This is a genomic window from Burkholderia sp. SRS-W-2-2016, from assembly GCF_001931485.1.
GTDB lineage: Bacteria > Pseudomonadota > Gammaproteobacteria > Burkholderiales > Burkholderiaceae > Paraburkholderia.
Genome location: NZ_MSDV01000014.1, coordinates 28899 through 46581, shown reverse-complemented (window position 1 = coordinate 46581; position 17683 = coordinate 28899). Strand labels below are relative to the sequence as shown.

Genomic DNA, 17683 nt, shown 5'->3' with positions numbered 1-17683 from the left:
TTTCCATGCCCGCACTCATCGAAGACTATGCACTCATCGGCGACGGCCACACGGCCGCGCTCATCTCCCGCGAAGGTTCCGTCGACTGGCTCTGCTGGCCGCGCTTCGACTCCGCCGCGTGCTTCGCCGCGCTGCTCGGCACACCGGCGAACGGCCGCTGGCTGCTGACCCCCGTCACCGACACCGCGCCGACCATCACGCGCCGCTATCGCGGCGAAACGCTGATCCTCGAAACCGATTTCGAAACCCCCGAAGGCGCGGTCACGCTGATCGACTTCATGCCGCCCGGCAACGGCTGGTCGGAGATGGTGCGGATCGTCGTCGGCAAGCGCGGCACCGTGCGCATGAAGATGGAGCTGGTGCTGCGCTTCGACTACGGCTTCTCGATTCCGTGGGTCGACAAGCTGAGGAACGACAGCGGCATCAAGGCGATCGTCGGCCCCGACAACGCGGTGCTGCGCACGCCGGTCGAGCTGCGCGGCGAGGACATGAAGACCGTCGCCGACTTCACCGTCAGCGCGGGCGAGCGCGTGCCGTTCTCGCTCGCGTACGCGCAGTCGCATCTGCGCATCCCGCCGGCGCGCGATCCGCACACCGCGCTCGCGCGCACCGAGACGCACTGGCTCGAATGGTCGGCGCGCAGCACGGTCGAGGGCCGCTGGGCCGCGCAGATCCAGCGCTCGCTGATTACGTTGAGAGCGCTCGCCTACGAGCCGACCGGCGGCATCGTCGCGGCGCCGACCACTTCGCTGCCGGAGAAGATCGGCGGCTCGCGCAACTGGGACTACCGTTACTGCTGGCTGCGCGACGCGACCATCACGCTGCTCGCGATGATGCGCGGCGGCTATTACGACGAAGCGCGCGCGTGGCGCAGCTGGCTCGGCCGGGTAATGGCCGGCGCGCCGGACCAGTTGCAGATCATGTACGGGATCGCCGGCGAGCGTCGCCTGCCCGAATCGGAAATCGACTGGCTGCCCGGCTATCAGGACTCGAAGCCGGTGCGGATCGGCAACAACGCGGTCGGCCAGCGCCAGCTCGACGTCTACGGCGAAGTGATGAACGCGCTGCATCTGGCGCGGGTCGGCGGCCTGCAGGCGGACAACACCGCGTGGAGCGTGCAGTGCGCGATGCTCAAACACCTCGCGACGATCTGGCGCGAGCCCGACGAAGGCATCTGGGAAACCCGCGGCGGGCGCCAGCACTTCACGTTCTCGAAGGTGATGGCGTGGGTCGCGTACGACCGCGCGATCCGCTCGGCCGAAATGTTCAAGCTCGACGGCCCGCTCGACGACTGGCGCGCGATCCGCGACACGATTCACGCGGAAGTCTGCAACAAGGCGTGGAACGCCGATCTGAACGCGTTCGCGCAGTCGTACGGCAGCGACCAGCTCGACGCGAGCGTGCTGCTGATGCCGCTGCTCGGCTTCCTGCCGCCGAAGGATCCGCGCATCAAGGGCACCGTCGCCGCGATCGAACAGAACCTGATGCACGACGGTTTCGTGATGCGCTACCGCACCACCGAGTTCGACGACGGCCTGCCGCCGGGGGAAGGCACTTTCCTTGCGTGTTCGTTCTGGATGGTCGACAACCTCGCGCTGCAAGGTCGCGTGAAGGAGGCGACCGAGATGTACGAGCGCCTGCTCGCGCTGTGCAACGACGTCGGTCTGCTGGCCGAGGAATACGACCCGATCGACAAACGCCAGGTCGGCAACTTCCCGCAGGCGTTCTCGCACGTCGCGCTGGTGCACACCGGACTGAACCTGATGAAGCACGAGCAGGAAATGGCGCAGGCGACCGGCCAGCCGCCGCATAACGGCATCCGCGCGATGGAGCTTGAGGTTCAGGCAAGCCCTGATAGCGGCGCAGCAACATCGCCACTAGCATGAGCCGGTGACAGTTTGCGTACACTGAACGCGGAAATTGTTGCGTTGCACAAAATTGCTTTGTTCGATATCATCGTCTCGACTGTCGGCCAAAAACATATGTGCCAACAACCAAAAATGGCCCGCCGCAACGCATCGTGCGTGTTTGCGAAGCCCAATGCGAACCGCTTTCAACGGAGCACCCATGCTCTATCAATTGCATGAATTCCAGCGGGCGATGTTGAGCCCCCTCACCGCCTGGGCACAGGCCGCGTCGAAGTCATTCGCGAATCCGGCCAGTCCGCTGGCCTATGTGCCGGGCGCCACCCGCCTGTCCGCCGGTTACGAATTGCTGTACCGGCTCGGCAAGGACTACGAAAAACCTGAGTTCAACATCCATCAGATTGTTAAGGATGGTCATAACATCCCGATCGTCGAGCAGACCATCGTGGAGAAACCGTTCTGCCGTCTGATGCGTTTCAAGCGTTTCGCCGACGACAGCGACGCTGTCAACCAATTGAAAGACGAGCCGGTCGTGCTGGTCTGCGCACCGTTGTCCGGACACCACGCCACGCTGCTGCGCGACACCGTGCGCACGTTGCTGCAGGACCACAAGGTCTACATCACCGACTGGATCGACGCGCGCATGGTGCCGCTCGAAGCCGGCGAATTCCGTCTGGACGACTACATCGCGTATATCCAGGACTTCATCCGCCACATCGGCGCGAAGAACCTGCACGTGATCTCGGTGTGCCAGCCCACGGTGCCGGTGCTCGCGGCAATCTCGCTGCTGGCGAGCCGCGGCGAAGACACCCCGCGCACGATGACGATGATGGGCGGCCCGATCGACGCCCGTAAGAGCCCGACCGCGGTCAACTCGCTGGCCACCCAGCACTCGTACGAGTGGTTCGAGAACAACGTGATCTTCACGGTGCCGCCGAACTATCCGGGCGTGGGCCGCAAGGTGTATCCGGGCTTCCTGCAGCACACCGGTTTCGTCGCGATGAATCCGGAACGTCACGCCGCGTCGCACTGGGATTACTACCAAAGTCTGCTGCGCGGCGACGAAGACGACGCCGAAGCGCATCGCCGCTTCTATGACGAGTACAACGCGGTGCTCGACATGGACGCCGACTATTACCTCGAAACGATCCGCGTGGTGTTCCAGGAATTCCGTCTCGCCGAAGGCACGTGGGACGTGGCCGGCGAACGGGTGCGGCCGCAGGACATCAAGACGACCGCGCTGTTTACGATCGAAGGCGAACTCGACGACATTTCCGGCGACGGCCAGACCTTCGCGGCGCAAGAACTGTGCAGCGGCATTCCGGCGAAGAACAAGCGTCACTTCACCGCGGAAAAATGCGGTCACTACGGGATCTTCTCGGGCCGCCGCTGGCGCACCATCATCTATCCGCAACTGCGCGACTTCATCCTCGAGCACAACAAGACGACAAGGACGACGAAGGAAAAAGTCGAAGCCTGAACGTCTGAGCGGCAAGCATGAAAAAACCGACGGCCTCTACGGAGGCCGTCGGCATTTCTGGGTGCTTGGTTCGTGATACTGATTGTCTGCCGCGGCAGAAGCGCGGCGGACAATACGAGCCGGCCGCTACTTGCGCAACAGGTACGCAAGCAGCAACTCGGTATTCATCTGGATCACTTCGCTGCGTTCGGCGGCGCTGCTGAAATCGCGGCCGAGCGTCGCTTCGAGCGTGAAACGGTTCGACACGATGTAGTAGCCCATTCCCGACAGCGTCACGTAGAAACGCAACGGGTCGACGTTCTGCCGGAACAGCCCGGCGCGCTGACCGCGTTCGAGAATGCCGCCGAGCGTCGCGACGATCGGCGAGATCATTTCGCGGATGCGCGTGGACTTCTGCATGTAGCGTGCTTCGTGCAGATTCTCGTTATTGATCAGCCTGAGCAGTTCGGGATGGTCGCGGTAGTAGTCCCATACGAAATGGGCCAGCCGCGTGACTGCCTCGACGGGCGCGACGCCGTTCAGTTCGAGCGTGCGTTCCGCTTCGTTGAGTGCGCTGAACGCATGCTCGAGTACCGCCGTGAATAGCTGCTCCTTACTACCGAAGTAGTAATACAGCATGCGTTCATTGGTTTCCGCGCGGCGGGCAATCTGATCGACGCGAGCGCCGAATAGCCCACCATTTGCAAACTCTTCGGCCGCCGCAAGCAGAATTCGGCGCCTCGTGCCTTCAGGATCTCTTTTGATTTTCGGCTGATTCATGGTGGCATCGTCTTCGTGAGCCGCGTTATCCGGATCGCGCCGCCGGGCCTCTCTCCAGGGCCTTTTTATGGCGGCGTTGACGGGCGCGTCATGGTTGGGGAACACACCCTTTTCTGCGGTCTTTCGAAAAAAGCGCTTCGATTATGGCACATGGATTGCGAATGGCAATTGGGGAAATCGGCGATAATGTGCTATTTAGTTCAGGCCGTGCATCAGCATGGCAAACCCCCACGCCGTAACCGTGACAGACGTCAAAACACTCGCGGATCGCATCGAAGATCTGCTGCCCCAAACGCAATGCACGAAGTGCGGTTATCCCGCATGCCGTCCCTATGCCGAAGCCGTCGCTACTGGCGACGCGAACTATAACCAGTGCCCGCCCGGCGGTGCCGAAGGCATCGCGCGTCTGGCCGCGCTGCTCGGCAAACCGGTGATTCCGCTCAATTCCGCCAATGGCGTCGAACGCCCGCGGCCGGTGGCGGTTATCGACGAACAGGTGTGTATCGGCTGCACGCTGTGCATGCAAGCCTGTCCGGTCGACGCGATAGTTGGCGCACCGAAACAGATGCACACGGTCATCGCCGAGCTGTGTACCGGCTGCGATCTGTGCGTGCCGCCCTGCCCGGTCGATTGCATCGCCACGCCGTCCGTTACCGGCGAGGCGACCGGTTGGGCCGCGTGGAGCCAGGACCAGGCCGACGCCGCGCGCGAGCGCCACGACCGTCGCACAGCGCGTCTCGCGCGCGAACGCGACGCGGCCGAAGCGCGTGCGGCGGCACGGCGAGCCGCGAGCGCGGCGCCCGCGCCGGAAGCGGCCGACGCGGCTGCCGGCACGTCCGACTCGTCCACTACGTCCACCGCGGCGCCGACACCGGCAGCCCCGGCGGCGAACGACGCCGAAGCGAAGAAACGCGCGATCATCCAGGCCGCGCTCGAACGCGCGCGCCAGAAAAAGGAAGAAATGGCCGCGAAAGGCCAGGGTCCGCAGAACACCGCCAACGTCAGCGCCGACGTGCAGGCGCAGATCGACGCCGCGGAAGCCCGCCGGCGTCGTCTCGGCCTCGCCGGCAAAGACGGCAACGTCGGCAAAGATGGCAACGGCGGCAAAGACGGCAACGGCGGCAAAGACAACGCCGGCGAACCCGGCGAGCCGTCCGAGCCGCTGAAGCCACCCAAGCCGTCGACCCCGCGCTAGCTCCACCCGCGCGCCACGCCTTAACCGCCACCGACACGCTCCGCATGAACGCGAACAAACGCCGCGCCATCTACGAAACGCTTCAGAGCCTGAATCCGCATCCGACCACCGAGCTCGAGTACACGACGCCGTTCGAACTGCTGATCGCGGTGCTGCTGTCGGCGCAGGCGACCGACGTGTCGGTCAACAAGGCGATGCGCCGGATGTTCCCGGTCGCGAACACGCCGCAGAAGATCTTCGAGCTCGGCGAAGCGGGCGTGGCCGACTACATCAAGACGATCGGCCTGTATCGCACCAAGGCGAAGAACGTGATCGCGACCTGCCGGATTCTGCTCGACCAGTACGGCGGCGAGGTGCCGGAGGATCGCGAGGCGCTCGAAAGTCTGCCGGGCGTCGGCCGCAAGACCGCCAACGTGATCCTCAATACCGCGTTCGGCCATCCGACCATCGCGGTCGATACGCACATCTTCCGCGTCGCGAATCGCACCGGGCTCGCGCCGGGCAAGGACGTGCGCGCGGTCGAGGCGGCGCTGGAGAAATTCACGCCCGCCGAGTTCAAGCAGGATGCGCACCACTGGCTGATCCTGCATGGGCGCTACGTGTGCAAGGCGCGCCGGCCCGAATGCTGGCATTGCGTGATCGAGCCGCTGTGCGAGTTCCGGCCGAAGACGCCGCCGCCCGACCTATGAGCGAGCCGGCCGGCGGCACGGCGCGCGTCAACGCCAACACCACCGTCAACGCCACCGCCAACGCCAACGCCAACGCCAACGCCAGCAGCCCATAACACCGCGGCGTAAAATGTCGCTTTCGCGCCGCGCAGCACCGGCCCGGCCCTGCCTCACGGCCGCGCCCGCCGCACGCGCAACCCAGCACCCCACTCCACACCCACCGGTTCCACGATGTTCAATCCCAGCCGCGACGAAGTCCGCCAATTTTTCATCGACACCTGGCGCAAGCAGCGCAACGGCGAAATCCTGACGCCGCTCGAAGCGATCGCCGCCGACTGGATCGTCGAGCATCCGGAATATCATGCGGACCTGTCCGACGGCCCGGCCGCGCAGGCCCAGGACTACTCGCCGGAGCGCGGCCAGACCAACCCGTTCCTGCATCTGTCGATGCATCTGGCGATCTCCGAGCAGTTGTCGATCGATCAGCCGCCCGGCATCCGCGCCGCGCACGAGCGGCTGGCCGCGCGCATGGGTTCGAGCCACGACGCGCAGCACGCGATCATGGATTGCCTCGGCGAAACCATCTGGGAAGCGCAACGCACCGGCACGCCGCCGGATACCGATGCCTATCTGCAACGCATCGAACGACGCGCGACGCGCGACTGAAGAACCCGCGCCGCAAATCGCCGCCCCAAAAGCAAAACACCCCGCCAAGGCGGGGTGTTTCATTTGCAGCCGCTTCGCTCGCGCAACGCGCGCGATGTCGAATGCTTACTTCTTCTGCACCAGATCGCCTTCGAGCGATTCGATGTAAGCGGCGATGTCCTTCATGTCGCTCAGCGACAGGCTCTGCACCTGGGCCTGCATGATCGCGTTATTGCGGCCGAAGTGCGGATTGCCGGTGCCCATCTGATATTGGCGCAGCGCGAAGAACACGTAGTCGGAATGCTGGCCGGCGAGCTTCGGATACTCGGGGCTGACCGGCTTGTTCAGGTTCACGCCGTGGCAGGCCGCGCAGTTATGGCTGTCGGAGAGCACCTTGCCGTTGGAAGCGTCAGCCGCGTGGGCGCCGTTCGCTGCAACCAGACCGAGCACGGCCGCCGACGCGCAGGCAGCCTTGAATACCGTGTGGAGTGCCTGTTGGGGCTTGATCATGGAATCTCCTATCCCGCGAATTTGATGTGCTGGTGACCGACGCCGATCACTTGTCGGGATTGTTTTTCGAAGCGGCATTTTGCGCTGCGTAGTACGCGGCGATGTCGGCAATGTCCTGGTCCGACAGCGACACCGCGATCGCATGCATCGTGTCGAAGTGGCGGTCGCCCTTCTTGTACGCGTGCAGCGCGTTCTCGAGGTACGCCTGGTTCTGGCCGCCGATCTTCGGCACGCGGAACACCTCAGGATAGGCAGTGCGATATTCGGGGATGCCGTGGCAGCCGATGCACATCGCGACCTTGCCCTGGCCCGCCTTCGCGTTGCCCACGACATCCGCTGCCTGCGCACTGGCCGCATAGCCCGCGAGCACCGACAGCGCTGCGATCACGACGTGTTTGCCGACGAATTTATTCATAGATAACCTGGCTTGAGGGGAAACGGGCGCCCAGAAAAGCGCGGTCCGTGCCGTTCTTCTTGTAGGGTAGCCACGCAGGCCAAAAAAATCGGGCTCATTGTACCGCGACGCCACGACGCACGTCCACCAGCCGCGGGGCCCGCGCAACGCCCACCCCGGCGCCCCGCGGAGCCTTATCCGGCGGGCCTGAGCGGACATCGGGCAGACACTCCGGGTCTCTACCAGGTAGCCGCTCCCGGCTGCTGCGCAACGCGGCTCACACCATACGCGAGCCGGTTTCAGGCCAACAGGTCTTCTGACTTATACTGGGTTTTTTCCCAAAAAAGAGCACCTCGCCATGCGTTTCGAAGGCTCATCGCAGTACGTCGCCACCGACGACCTCAAGCTCGCGGTCAACGCCGCGATGACGCTCAAGCGCCCGCTGCTGATCAAGGGCGAACCCGGCACCGGCAAGACCATGCTCGCGGAGGAAGTGGCCGCCGCGCTCGGCATGCCGCTGCTGCAATGGCACATCAAGTCGACCACCAAGGCGCAACAGGGGCTCTACGAATACGACGCGGTCTCGCGTCTGCGCGACTCGCAGCTCGGCGACGAGCGCGTCAAGGACATCGCCAATTACATCGTCAAGGGCGTGCTGTGGCAGGCGTTCGAGGCCGACCAGCAAACCGTGCTGCTGATCGACGAGATCGACAAGGCCGACATCGAATTTCCGAACGACCTGCTGCGCGAACTCGACCGCATGGAGTTCTACGTGTACGAGACGCACGAGCTGGTGCGCGCGAAGCATCGGCCGCTCGTGATCATCACGTCGAACAACGAGAAGGAATTGCCCGACGCGTTCCTGCGCCGCTGCTTCTTCCACTACATCAGGTTCCCCGATCCGCAGACGATGCAGCAGATCGTCGAGGTCCACTACCCCGGCATCAAGAAGGAACTGCTGGCCGCCGCGCTGCAAAGTTTCTTCGAACTGCGTAACGTCGCGGGCCTGAAGAAGAAGCCGTCCACCTCGGAGCTGCTCGACTGGCTCAAGCTGCTGCTCGCCGAAGACATCCCGCCCGAAGCGTTGCGCTCGGCCGACCAGAAACAGATCGTGCCGCCGCTGCATGGCGCGCTGCTGAAGAACGAGCAGGACGTGAGCCTGTTCGAGCGTCTGCTGTTCATGAACCGCAACAACCGTTGAGCGGGCACCCCGCCCTGACCCGACTGCGCGGCCGAGCCCGGCCGCCGCAAGGACACCCAGCATGCTGATCGACTTTTTCTACTCGCTGCGCGCCGCCAAACTGCCGGTGTCGGTGAAGGAATACCTGACGCTGCTCGAAGCGCTGAAGGCGAACGTGATCGCGCCGTCGCTCGACGAGTTCTACTACCTCGCGCGCATCACGCTCGTGAAGGACGAGCAGTACTTCGACAAGTTCGACCAGGCGTTCGGCGCGTATTTCAACGGCGTCGCGCAAACCTCGGAACTCGCGTTCGACGTGCCGCTCGACTGGCTGAAAAAGAAGCTGCAACGCGATCTGTCGCCGGAAGAGAAAGCGCAGATCGAGGCGATGGGCGGTCTGGACAAGCTGATGGAGCGTCTGAAGGAGCTGTTCGACGAGCAGAAGGAGCGCCACGAAGGCGGCAACAAATGGATCGGCACCGGCGGCACCTCGCCGTTCGGCAACGGCGGCTATAACCCGGAAGGGGTGCGCATCGGCGGCGACGCGGCCGGCAATCGCACCGCGGTCAAGGTCTGGGAAGCGCGCGCCTATCGCGACTACGACGACCAGGTCGAAATCGGCACCCGCAACATCAAGGTCGCGCTGCGCCGGCTGCGCCGCTTCGCGCGCGAAGGCGCGGCCGAAGAGCTCGATCTGCCCGACACGATCCGCAGCACCGCGGCGAACGCCGGCTGGCTCGATCTGAAGATGGTGCCCGAGCGGCACAACAACGTGAAAGTGCTGATGCTGCTCGACGTCGGCGGCTCGATGGACGATCACGTGAAGCGCACCGAGGAGCTGTTCTCCGCCGCCAAGGCCGAGTTCAAGCACCTCGAGTTCTACTACTTCCACAACTGCGTGTACGACTTCCTGTGGAAGAACAACCGCCGCCGTCACGCCGAACGCACGCCGACGTGGGACGTGCTGCACAAGTTCACGCCCGACTACAAGCTGATCTTCGTCGGCGACGCGACCATGAGTCCTTACGAAGTGCTGCAGCCGGGCGGCTCGGTCGAGTACAACAATGCCGAGGCCGGCGCGGTGTGGCTGCGCCGGCTCGCCGATCACTTCCCGCACTTCGCGTGGCTGAACCCCGAACCCGAAGCGCTGTGGCCGTACCGGCAATCGGTCAGCGCGATTCGCGAAGTGCTCGGCCACCGGATGTATCCGCTCACGCTCGCCGGCCTCGAGACAGCCATGCGCGTGCTGAGCAAGTAAGGGCGCAGGTCAGCCCTGCTCTGCTTTATCGACTCACAGCTTTACCGCCTCACCACCTCAGCGCTTCACCTCCAATAACAAGCACCAGGCAACAAGAAAGCATCCGCATGAGCTCGCCCCCTTCGCCCCAGCTGTCCCCCACCGCCACGCCGCCAGGGCGTTTCAATCCGCTCGCCGATACCTCGCTATCGACGATCGTCGCCGGCTTCGTCGCGATGATGACCGGCTACACCAGCTCGCTGGTGCTGATGTTCCAGGCCGGCCAGGCCGCGCACCTCACCGATGCGCAGATTTCGTCGTGGATCTGGGCGCTGTCGATGGGCATGGGGATCTGCTCGATCGGTCTGTCGCTGCGCTTTCGCGCGCCGATCGTGATCGCATGGTCGACGCCGGGCGCGGCGCTGCTGGTGTCGTCGCTCGCGCATGTCGAGTATGCGCAGGCGATCGGCGCGTTCATCGTGTGCGCGGTGCTGCTCACGCTGGTCGGCGTGACCGGCTGGTTCGACACGCTGATGAAAAAAATCCCGGCCGGCCTCGCGTCGGCGCTCCTCGCCGGGATCCTGTTCGAGATCGGCATCGAGATTTTCCGCGCCGCGCAGTACCAGAGCGCGCTCGTGCTGACGATGTTCTTCACCTATCTGATCGTCAAACGGCTGTCGCCGCGCTATGCGATCGTGACGACGCTGGTGGTCGGCACGGCCGCCGCCGGCGCGCTCGGCCTGCTCGATTTCAGCCACTTTCACGTCGCGCTCGCGCATCCGGTGTTCACGATGCCGGCGTTCTCGGCGGCCGCGGTCGTGAGCATCGGGATTCCGCTGTTCGTCGTCGCGATGGCGTCGCAGAACGTGCCCGGCATCGCGGTGCTGCGCGCGGACGGCTACCAGACCCCATCCGCGCCGCTGATCGCGACGACCGGCCTCGCGTCGCTGCTGCTCGCGCCGTTCGGTTCGCACGGCGTCAATCTCGCGGCGATCACCGCGGCGATCTGCACCGGCCCGGAAGCGCACGAGAATCCGCGCCGCCGTTACACCGCGGCCGTGTGGGGCGGGATTTTCTACCTGCTCGCCGGTGTGTTCGGCGCGACCATCGCCGCGCTGTTCGCGGCGTTGCCGAAGGCGCTGGTGGTGTCGGTTGCCGCGCTCGCACTGTTCGGCTCGATCATGAGCGGACTCGCGAACGCGATGCAGGACACGCGCCAGCGCGAAGCGGCGCTCGTCACCTTCATGGTGACCGCGTCGGGGCTCACGCTGCTGTCGATCGGCTCGGCGTTCTGGGGTCTCGTCGCCGGCGTGCTCACGCAACTGATCCTCAACGCGCGGCGCGCGTGAACGGAACGCCACGCGCGACTGTCCATATCCGCTGTTCATACCGTTGCCGGCGATCCGCCATAGAATAGACGTATCCGGCAGCGCATTCCGGCCCCTCGCGGAACGCGCTGCGGCTTGACTCGCGGCCGCCGCGCCGCTCCACCGGGCGACGCGGCGGCGACCTCATTTCTCCTGAACCACGGCGCACAGGCGCCCTGAAGGCCCGAACATGACAACCGCACTCGATCAACTCAAGCAATACACCACCGTGGTCGCCGACACCGGCGACTTCCAGCAGCTCGCCGCCTACAAACCGCAGGACGCGACCACCAATCCGTCGCTGATTCTGAAGGCCGTGCAGAAAGACGACTACCGGCCGCTGCTCGAAAAAACCGTCAAGGCGCATGCGTCGAAACCGGTCGGTGCGATCATCGACCAGCTGCTGATCGCGTTCGGCACCGAAATTCTGAAGATCATCCCGGGGCGAGTGTCGACTGAAGTCGACGCGCGTCTGTCGTTCGATATCGACGGCTCGATCGCGAAGGGCCGCGAGCTGATCGCGCTGTACAAGGAACACGGTATCGAGCGCGAGCGTGTGCTGATCAAGCTCGCCTCCACCTGGGAAGGCGTGCGCGCGGCCGAGGTGCTGCAGAAGGAAGGCATCCGCTGCAACATGACGCTGCTGTTCTCGCTGGCGCAGGCGGCCGCCTGCGCGGAAGCCGGCGCGCAACTGATCTCGCCGTTCGTCGGCCGGATCTACGACTGGTACAAGAAGAGCGCCGGCAGCGCGTGGGACGAAGCGAAGGACGGCGGCGCCAACGATCCGGGCGTCAAGTCGGTGCGCCGCATCTACGCGTACTACAAGAAGTTCGGCTACAAGACTGAGGTGATGGGCGCGAGCTTTCGCACCACGTCGCAGATTCTCGAACTGGCCGGCTGCGATCTGCTGACCATCAGCCCTGACCTGCTGCAGAAGCTGCAAGACAGCAGCGACAAGGTCGAGCGCAAACTGTCGGGCGATATGGCGCATGACGCGGACATCGAACGCGTGCCGGTCGACGAAAAGTCGTTCCGCTTCCTCGTCAACGACGATGCGATGGCGACCGAAAAGCTCGCCGAAGGGATCCGCACGTTCGCCGCCGATGCGGTGAAGCTGGAAAAGCTGATCGACTCGCTGCGTTAAAGGCGTTAAACGCGTTGAGACGCTGAGGTGCGCGCGCCGGTCGATTGAGCGACGCGCGCTACGAATGCAAACGGCCCTGAACCTCCCGGTTCAGGGCCGTTTGCCGTTTACCGCTGCGGGCTGGCCGCGCCGCCACCGTCGCCACCGCCGACAGACACCGTCACAATCGGCCCGCCACACGCGCCTACAATCACCCCACCGCCGTCCCGCGCCGCCTCTCGCCGGGGCACGACGGCGCCCAACCCACCGCCCGATCCGAGGAGACGATCATGTACGTCCAGCCCTACGTGTTCTTCAACGGCCGCTGCGAGGAAGCGCTCGCCTACTACACCGAACAACTCGGCGCCGAAGTGACCGTCAAGATGCGCTACAGCGAAGCGCCGCCGGACCCGAACAATCCGCAGCGGCCGGAACTCGCCGACAAGATCATGCACGCGTCGATCCGGATGGGCTCGACGGTCTGGATGGCGTCGGACGGCAACTGCGACCCCGCGAGCGGTTCGATGAACGGCTTCAGCCTGACGCTGACCACCGACGACGCCCCCACCGCGAAGACATACTTCGATGCGCTCGCCGCCGGCGGCCAGGTCATGATGCCGTTCCAGCCGACGTTCTGGAGCACCGGCTTCGGCATGGTGGTGGACCGCTTCGGCCTGATGTGGATGGTCTCGGAGCCCGAGCGGCCCGCCGGGCGGCCCTGACACGCGCCGCGCGCTCAGCCCACCCGGGCGGCCCGCGAACCGCGCGTATGCCCTTCGATATCCCAGTTCGGCTCGGTCTCGAGCAATAGCGCGCGCAGCCGGTCCACCTGTTCCGCGAGCCGCTGGCCGAGCCAGTACGGTCCCTGCCATTCGGGCGGCAATCCCGCCGCCGTGCCCGGCACGTCAACGAGCGGCGCCGCGGCCGGAATGCCCGCGTTCGTCGTGTGACCGAAGCGCAACGCGCGCGCCATCGACAGCAGAATCGCCCGCACCGCGCGCACCTCGTTGCCGCAGTGCGCGGCGTACGCGGCGCGCGCGGCCGCGTCGGCGTTCATCAGCGGACCGGTCGCGAGCAGTTCGAGCGAACTGAGCACCGAGCGATGCAGCCGCTGGATCTCCTCGAGCCGGGTCTGCGGCACGCCGATTTCCTTCGCGACCGACGGCATCAACCCGCGCAGCTGCACGAGCCGCTTGTTGATCGCGAGGAAATGCCGGACCTGCTCTTCCTCGCCGATCGTCTCGCCGTCGAGCAGCCGCGCGTAGATGCCCGCGCATTCGCGCAGGTTGGTCGCGAGCCCGTAGCGCCACGAGTAAGTGGCGTGCAGCGGAAACGCGAACGAGAAGCCGAGCGCGATCACGATGCCGACCAGCACGTTGAAGGTGCGCCACAGCCCGACATCGATCAGGTTGTCGCCGTGACCGGCGACGATGCACATCGTGATCGCGGTCAGCAGTCCGACATAACCGGCCTTGCCGATCGCGAACCATGCGCAGATCGCCGCGATGATCGCCTCCAGCACGAAGGTGAGCGACAACGAGCCGATCAGGTTCTGCTGCACGATCAGCACGAGCCCGATCGCCGCGCCGAGCAGCGTACCGGCCGCGCGCTCGGCCGCTTTCTGGCGGATATTGCCGTGATGCTGGAGGCCGCCGATCACGACCAGCAGCGTCACCGACGACCAGATGCCGTGCGGAATATCGATGCCGGTGGTCGCGAGAATCGAGAACAGCATCGCGAGGCCGACCCGCAAGCTGTGCAGCACCTTCGCGTGGCGATAGCGGTAATAGGGCGAGGTCACCGCGCGAATCATCCGGCTGAGCGCCGAGCGGCGCGGGATCACGGTGGGAGTATCGGCAGCAGCCATGGCAGCGCGCGGCGAACGCGTGAGGGAACGGTTCCGCTATCCTGCCCTGGAGTGCCGCGCAAACACAAACGCCCGCGAACTTTCGTCCGCGGGCGTTGCATTTGCGACTGTATTTTCAGCTACTGGCCCGACCGCCCCCGGAACTTCCGGAAGCGGCGCACCGCTCAGCCTTCGACGACGTCCAGATAGTCCTCCGGACGGGTCCGGTCCTCGCCACGCTGCATGCCGGCCGCGCGCACCAGCGCGCTCACGACGACCGACACCACGAGGTTGACGATCAGCGCCCACACCGCCGCGTAGCCCGGCACCGCCATCCCGAACAGATGGATCGTGAAGATCGAACCGGCCAGCTTCAGCGAGATCGCCATCCACGTACCGGTGACGATACCGGCTGCCCAGCCGGCCAGCAGACCGCGGTAGTCGAGCACGCGCGTGTACAGACCGAGCACGATCGCCGGCAGCGTCTGGATGATCCAGATCCCGCCGAGCAATTGCAGCTGGATCGCATACGTGAGCGGCAGGCCCAGAATGAACGCGACCGCGCCGACCTTGACGATCAACGACACCAGCTTCGCGACGTTGGTCTCCTGCTCGTGCGTCATGTTGCGGTTGACGAACTCCTTGTGCACGTTACGCGTGTACAGGTTCGCCGCCGCAATCGACATGATCGCCGCCGGCACCAGCGCGCCGATCCCGATCGCCGCGAACGCGACGCCGACGAACCACGACGGGAAGAAGTGCAGGAACAGCGCCGGCACCGCGAAGTTCGGGCCGAAGGCCTTGAAGTACGGCGCGAACTCCGGCATGTCCTTCACGCCGGCCGCGAGCGCCATGAAGCCGAGCAGCGCGAGCAGACCGAGCACCAGCGAGTAAGCCGGCAGCAGCGCCATGTTGCGGCGGATCGTGTTGCCCGACTTCGACGACAGCACCGCGGTGATCGAGTGCGGATACAGGAACAACGCGAGCGCCGAGCCGACCGCCAGTGTCGCGTACGCGCTATAGCCGTTCAGGCTCGACACGTCCGGCGACTTCAGCAGCAGCTTGGCCGGCGGCACCGCGCCGAAGATATGGCCGAAGCCGCCCAGCTGCGGCGGGATCACGATGATCGCCGCGAAGATCGTCACGTAGATCAGGATGTCCTTGACCACCGCGATCATCGCCGGCGCGCGCAGGCCCGACGTGTACGTGTAGGCCGCGAGGATCGCGAACGCGATGATCAGCGGCAGATCGCCGACAAAGCCGGTGGTGTCGAAGCCGAGCGCGCCGATCACCACTTCGATACCGACCAGCTGCAGCGCGATATACGGCATCGTCGCGACGATCCCGGTCACCGCGATCGCGAGCGCGAGCATGCGGCTGCCGTAGCGGGCCGACACGAAGTCCGCCGAGGTCACGTAGCCGTGACGCTTGGCGATGCTCCACAGCTTCGGGAACACGACGAACGCGAACGGATAGATCAGGATGGTGTACGGCAGCGCGAAGAAACCGGTTGCGCCCGCACCGAATACCAGCGCCGGCACCGCGATGAACGTGTACGCGGTGTACAGGTCGCCGCCGAGCAGGAACCACGTGACGATCGTGCCGAAACGGCGGCCGCCCAGGCCCCACTCTTCCAGATGGGCGAGATCGCCGCGCCGCCAGTGGGCCGCGACGAAGCCGAGAATCGTGACGCCGATGAAAAACAGTACGAAGACGAAGGTTGCAATCGGATTCATTATTGCGCGCCCCCGTTCGAACGACCCGTATAGCGGGATTTGGTCTTCATGTAGACGAACGCCGTGATGACCGCGCTAATCAGCACCCACAGCAGTTGATACCAGTAGAAGAACGGAAAATCGAACAGCTGCGGTTCGATCCGGTTGTAGGACGGCACCCACACCATTGCGATCCACGGTAGCAGCAATAGCCATAGCCAGTGCTTGCTGGCCTTTTTCACGTCGGCGTCGTGAGCCATGACGTCTCCTCTTTCCTATTTTGAATTTATCTGCCCGTGGTCGACGGGAGTGGAATCGCAGCGGGTGGTCGTCCCGCGGATTGGCCACGGGCGCCCCGAAAGCTTCGAAAGAGTATAGGAGTGGCGATTGCCCGGTCAAGCAGGGACGACCCGAGGCACAGCAAGGTGTGGCAAGGCAGTCACGGCTTGAACGCGCGGTGCTGACCAGAGTCTGGGATGTCGTTGGGAACGCGCGTTTGGAGATGCGGTTCGAATGCGGGAAACAGAGGAAGAGGCGGAAAGAATTGCAGCTTGGAAAAAAGTGCGGAGTGCTATGCAGATGATTTTTGCATCGTTCGCTGAAGCCGGCGAAATGCCGCTTCAGCGAACCCGCTAGTCTCGTCCGGCCAGGCGCCGATCAGATCGCGAACGACGCGCCCGTCTGCCCGGTCGATTCGCGCAGACCCTTGATCCACTTGCGCGCCGGCAAGCCGAGTTCGGCTTCGATCAGCTTCGCGCGTGCGTCGAGCGCGGTGAACGGCACGTCGAGCGCCGGCCCCGAGAACGCGATCGCGATGCGGTTGCCGTCGTGCACTTCGGGCAGCGCGACCACGCGGCCGTCGAACGCCTCGTTCAGGCGCTTCATGTTGCGCACGAAGCTCGGATGATCGCCGAACAGGTTTACCGTGACGATGCCCGCTTCGGTCAGACACTCGCGCGCCGCACGGTAAAAGCCGACGCTATCGAGCACCGGACCGCGCGCGGTCGCGTCGTACACGTCGATCTGCAGCGCGCCGATCGTGCCGTGATTCGCGCGGTCGTTGACGAAGTCCCAAGCGTCGATTTCGTGCACGGTCAGACGCGCGTCGTCGCGCGGCAGATCGAACATCGTGCGCGCGGCGACGACCACCGCCGGGTTCAACTCGACCGCGTCGACCTTCGCGCTCTTCAGGAAGCGATGCGCGAACTTGGTCAGCGACGCCGCGCCGAGCCCGAGCTGCACGATCCGCTTCGGGGTTTCGAGGAACAGCAGCCAGGCCATCATCTGCTGCGCGTATTCGAGTTCGATATGGTCGGGCTTGCGCAGACGCATCGCGCCTTGCACCCACTCGGTGCCGAAATGCAGGTAGCGCACGCCGCCTTCTTCGGAGAACGTGACCGGCGCGAAACGCGGCTTGCGCGGCGCTTCGATTTGCGGCGCGTCGTGCAGGTCGGTGTCGGCGGTAGATTTCGCGTTGCGCGCGGCTTTCGGCGCGCTCTTCTGTTTGCCGCCGACGGCGTCGGCGTCGCGGTTGCGGAATGCACGCGCTTCGGCCGAAGCGCGCTTGATCAGTTTGGTCATGTGAGGATTTCTGGAGGTCGCGCTGGACGCGCAATTTCTGGACGACCGAGAGCATAGCATTCGACGTCGGCAGCGGCCGCGAACCCGCGCGCCACGAAAAAAACCGCCCGCGTTGCGC

Annotated in this window: 17 protein-coding genes; 10 read left to right on the top strand and 7 right to left on the bottom strand. The window is 64.9% G+C overall.

The window, feature by feature from the left end:
- The first annotated feature begins 5 nt into the window (after positions 1-5).
- Complete coding sequence (locus tag BTH42_RS04625; RefSeq protein ID WP_075296261.1) at positions 6-1886, top strand: glycoside hydrolase family 15 protein; 1881 nt, start codon at positions 6-8, stop codon at positions 1884-1886.
- A 181-nt stretch (positions 1887-2067) separates the two neighbouring features.
- Positions 2068-3345, top strand: coding sequence for a polyhydroxyalkanoate depolymerase (locus BTH42_RS04620; protein WP_075296259.1), 1278 nt, complete (start codon positions 2068-2070; stop codon positions 3343-3345).
- A gap of 126 nt (positions 3346-3471) precedes the next feature.
- Here the strand turns inward: BTH42_RS04620 and BTH42_RS04615 are convergent, their stop codons facing one another.
- A complete protein-coding gene (locus tag BTH42_RS04615; protein ID WP_075296257.1) occupies positions 3472-4104 on the bottom strand; it encodes a TetR/AcrR family transcriptional regulator in 633 nt (210 codons plus the stop codon).
- 241 nt (positions 4105-4345) lie between these two features.
- Here BTH42_RS04615 and rsxB point away from each other — a divergent pair, with 241 nt between their 5' ends.
- From rsxB to BTH42_RS04600, 3 genes are all read left to right on the top strand, one after another.
- Positions 4346-5299, top strand: a complete 954-nt coding sequence (gene rsxB, locus BTH42_RS04610) for an electron transport complex subunit RsxB (protein ID WP_075296255.1) — start codon at positions 4346-4348, stop codon at positions 5297-5299.
- Positions 5300-5343: 44 nt separating this feature from the next.
- Entirely contained in the window at positions 5344-5988 is a 645-nt protein-coding gene (gene nth / locus BTH42_RS04605) for an endonuclease III (RefSeq protein ID WP_075296253.1), read from the top strand.
- 210 nt (positions 5989-6198) lie between these two features.
- Complete coding sequence (locus tag BTH42_RS04600; protein WP_075296251.1) at positions 6199-6633, top strand: DUF1841 family protein; 435 nt, start codon at positions 6199-6201, stop codon at positions 6631-6633.
- A 105-nt stretch (positions 6634-6738) separates the two neighbouring features.
- On the opposite strand, the gene BTH42_RS04595 is transcribed toward BTH42_RS04600, so the two are convergent.
- Complete coding sequence (locus BTH42_RS04595) at positions 6739-7122, bottom strand: c-type cytochrome (protein WP_075296249.1); 384 nt, start codon at positions 7120-7122, stop codon at positions 6739-6741.
- Between the two features lie 46 nt (positions 7123-7168).
- Complete coding sequence (locus BTH42_RS04590) at positions 7169-7537, bottom strand: c-type cytochrome (protein ID WP_075296247.1); 369 nt, start codon at positions 7535-7537, stop codon at positions 7169-7171.
- Positions 7538-7874: 337 nt separating this feature from the next.
- Here BTH42_RS04590 and BTH42_RS04585 point away from each other — a divergent pair, with 337 nt between their 5' ends.
- From BTH42_RS04585 to BTH42_RS04565, 5 genes are all read left to right on the top strand, one after another.
- Positions 7875-8717 (top strand): MoxR family ATPase, encoded by an 843-nt coding sequence (locus tag BTH42_RS04585; protein WP_075296245.1) that lies wholly within the window; start codon positions 7875-7877, stop codon positions 8715-8717.
- A 61-nt stretch (positions 8718-8778) separates the two neighbouring features.
- Complete coding sequence (locus BTH42_RS04580) at positions 8779-9954, top strand: VWA domain-containing protein (RefSeq protein WP_075296243.1); 1176 nt, start codon at positions 8779-8781, stop codon at positions 9952-9954.
- A 107-nt stretch (positions 9955-10061) separates the two neighbouring features.
- Entirely contained in the window at positions 10062-11282 is a 1221-nt protein-coding gene (locus BTH42_RS04575) for a benzoate/H(+) symporter BenE family transporter (RefSeq protein ID WP_075296241.1), read from the top strand.
- Between the two features lie 208 nt (positions 11283-11490).
- On the top strand, positions 11491-12444 hold the full coding sequence (gene tal / locus BTH42_RS04570) for a transaldolase (RefSeq protein WP_075296239.1): 954 nt from the start codon (positions 11491-11493) through the stop codon (positions 12442-12444).
- Between the two features lie 269 nt (positions 12445-12713).
- Complete coding sequence (locus tag BTH42_RS04565; protein ID WP_075296237.1) at positions 12714-13145, top strand: VOC family protein; 432 nt, start codon at positions 12714-12716, stop codon at positions 13143-13145.
- 14 nt (positions 13146-13159) lie between these two features.
- On the opposite strand, the gene BTH42_RS04560 is transcribed toward BTH42_RS04565, so the two are convergent.
- The 4 genes from BTH42_RS04560 to BTH42_RS04545 form a co-directional block, all read right to left on the bottom strand.
- A complete protein-coding gene (locus BTH42_RS04560) occupies positions 13160-14290 on the bottom strand; it encodes an FUSC family protein (RefSeq protein WP_178392119.1) in 1131 nt (376 codons plus the stop codon).
- A gap of 164 nt (positions 14291-14454) precedes the next feature.
- Positions 14455-16005, bottom strand: a complete 1551-nt coding sequence (mctP, locus tag BTH42_RS04555; protein WP_075296235.1) for a monocarboxylate uptake permease MctP — start codon at positions 16003-16005, stop codon at positions 14455-14457.
- Positions 16005-16244 carry a DUF3311 domain-containing protein gene (locus BTH42_RS04550; RefSeq protein WP_075296233.1) on the bottom strand — a complete coding sequence of 80 codons (240 nt, stop codon included), beginning with the start codon at positions 16242-16244 and terminating at the stop codon, positions 16005-16007. Before BTH42_RS04550 ends, mctP begins: the two co-directional genes overlap by 1 nt.
- A 397-nt stretch (positions 16245-16641) precedes the next feature.
- Positions 16642-17565, bottom strand: coding sequence for a spermidine synthase (locus BTH42_RS04545; RefSeq protein ID WP_075296224.1), 924 nt, complete (start codon positions 17563-17565; stop codon positions 16642-16644).
- Positions 17566-17683 lie beyond the last annotated feature (118 nt).

Coding starts and splice junctions, on each gene's coding strand:
- tal (WP_075296239.1), top strand. CDS start 11,491: ATGACAACCGCACTCGATCAACTCAAGCAATACACCACCGTGGTCGCC.
- BTH42_RS04560 (WP_178392119.1), bottom strand. CDS start 14,290: ATGGCTGCTGCCGATACTCCCACCGTGATCCCGCGCCGCTCGGCGCTC.
- BTH42_RS04620 (WP_075296259.1), top strand. CDS start 2,068: ATGCTCTATCAATTGCATGAATTCCAGCGGGCGATGTTGAGCCCCCTC.
- nth (WP_075296253.1), top strand. CDS start 5,344: ATGAACGCGAACAAACGCCGCGCCATCTACGAAACGCTTCAGAGCCTG.
- BTH42_RS04600 (WP_075296251.1), top strand. CDS start 6,199: ATGTTCAATCCCAGCCGCGACGAAGTCCGCCAATTTTTCATCGACACC.
- BTH42_RS04585 (WP_075296245.1), top strand. CDS start 7,875: ATGCGTTTCGAAGGCTCATCGCAGTACGTCGCCACCGACGACCTCAAG.
- BTH42_RS04575 (WP_075296241.1), top strand. CDS start 10,062: ATGAGCTCGCCCCCTTCGCCCCAGCTGTCCCCCACCGCCACGCCGCCA.
- mctP (WP_075296235.1), bottom strand. CDS start 16,005: ATGAATCCGATTGCAACCTTCGTCTTCGTACTGTTTTTCATCGGCGTC.
- BTH42_RS04615 (WP_075296257.1), bottom strand. CDS start 4,104: ATGAATCAGCCGAAAATCAAAAGAGATCCTGAAGGCACGAGGCGCCGA.
- BTH42_RS04565 (WP_075296237.1), top strand. CDS start 12,714: ATGTACGTCCAGCCCTACGTGTTCTTCAACGGCCGCTGCGAGGAAGCG.
- BTH42_RS04550 (WP_075296233.1), bottom strand. CDS start 16,244: ATGGCTCACGACGCCGACGTGAAAAAGGCCAGCAAGCACTGGCTATGG.
- BTH42_RS04545 (WP_075296224.1), bottom strand. CDS start 17,565: ATGACCAAACTGATCAAGCGCGCTTCGGCCGAAGCGCGTGCATTCCGC.
- BTH42_RS04625 (WP_075296261.1), top strand. CDS start 6: ATGCCCGCACTCATCGAAGACTATGCACTCATCGGCGACGGCCACACG.
- BTH42_RS04595 (WP_075296249.1), bottom strand. CDS start 7,122: ATGATCAAGCCCCAACAGGCACTCCACACGGTATTCAAGGCTGCCTGC.
- BTH42_RS04590 (WP_075296247.1), bottom strand. CDS start 7,537: ATGAATAAATTCGTCGGCAAACACGTCGTGATCGCAGCGCTGTCGGTG.
- BTH42_RS04580 (WP_075296243.1), top strand. CDS start 8,779: ATGCTGATCGACTTTTTCTACTCGCTGCGCGCCGCCAAACTGCCGGTG.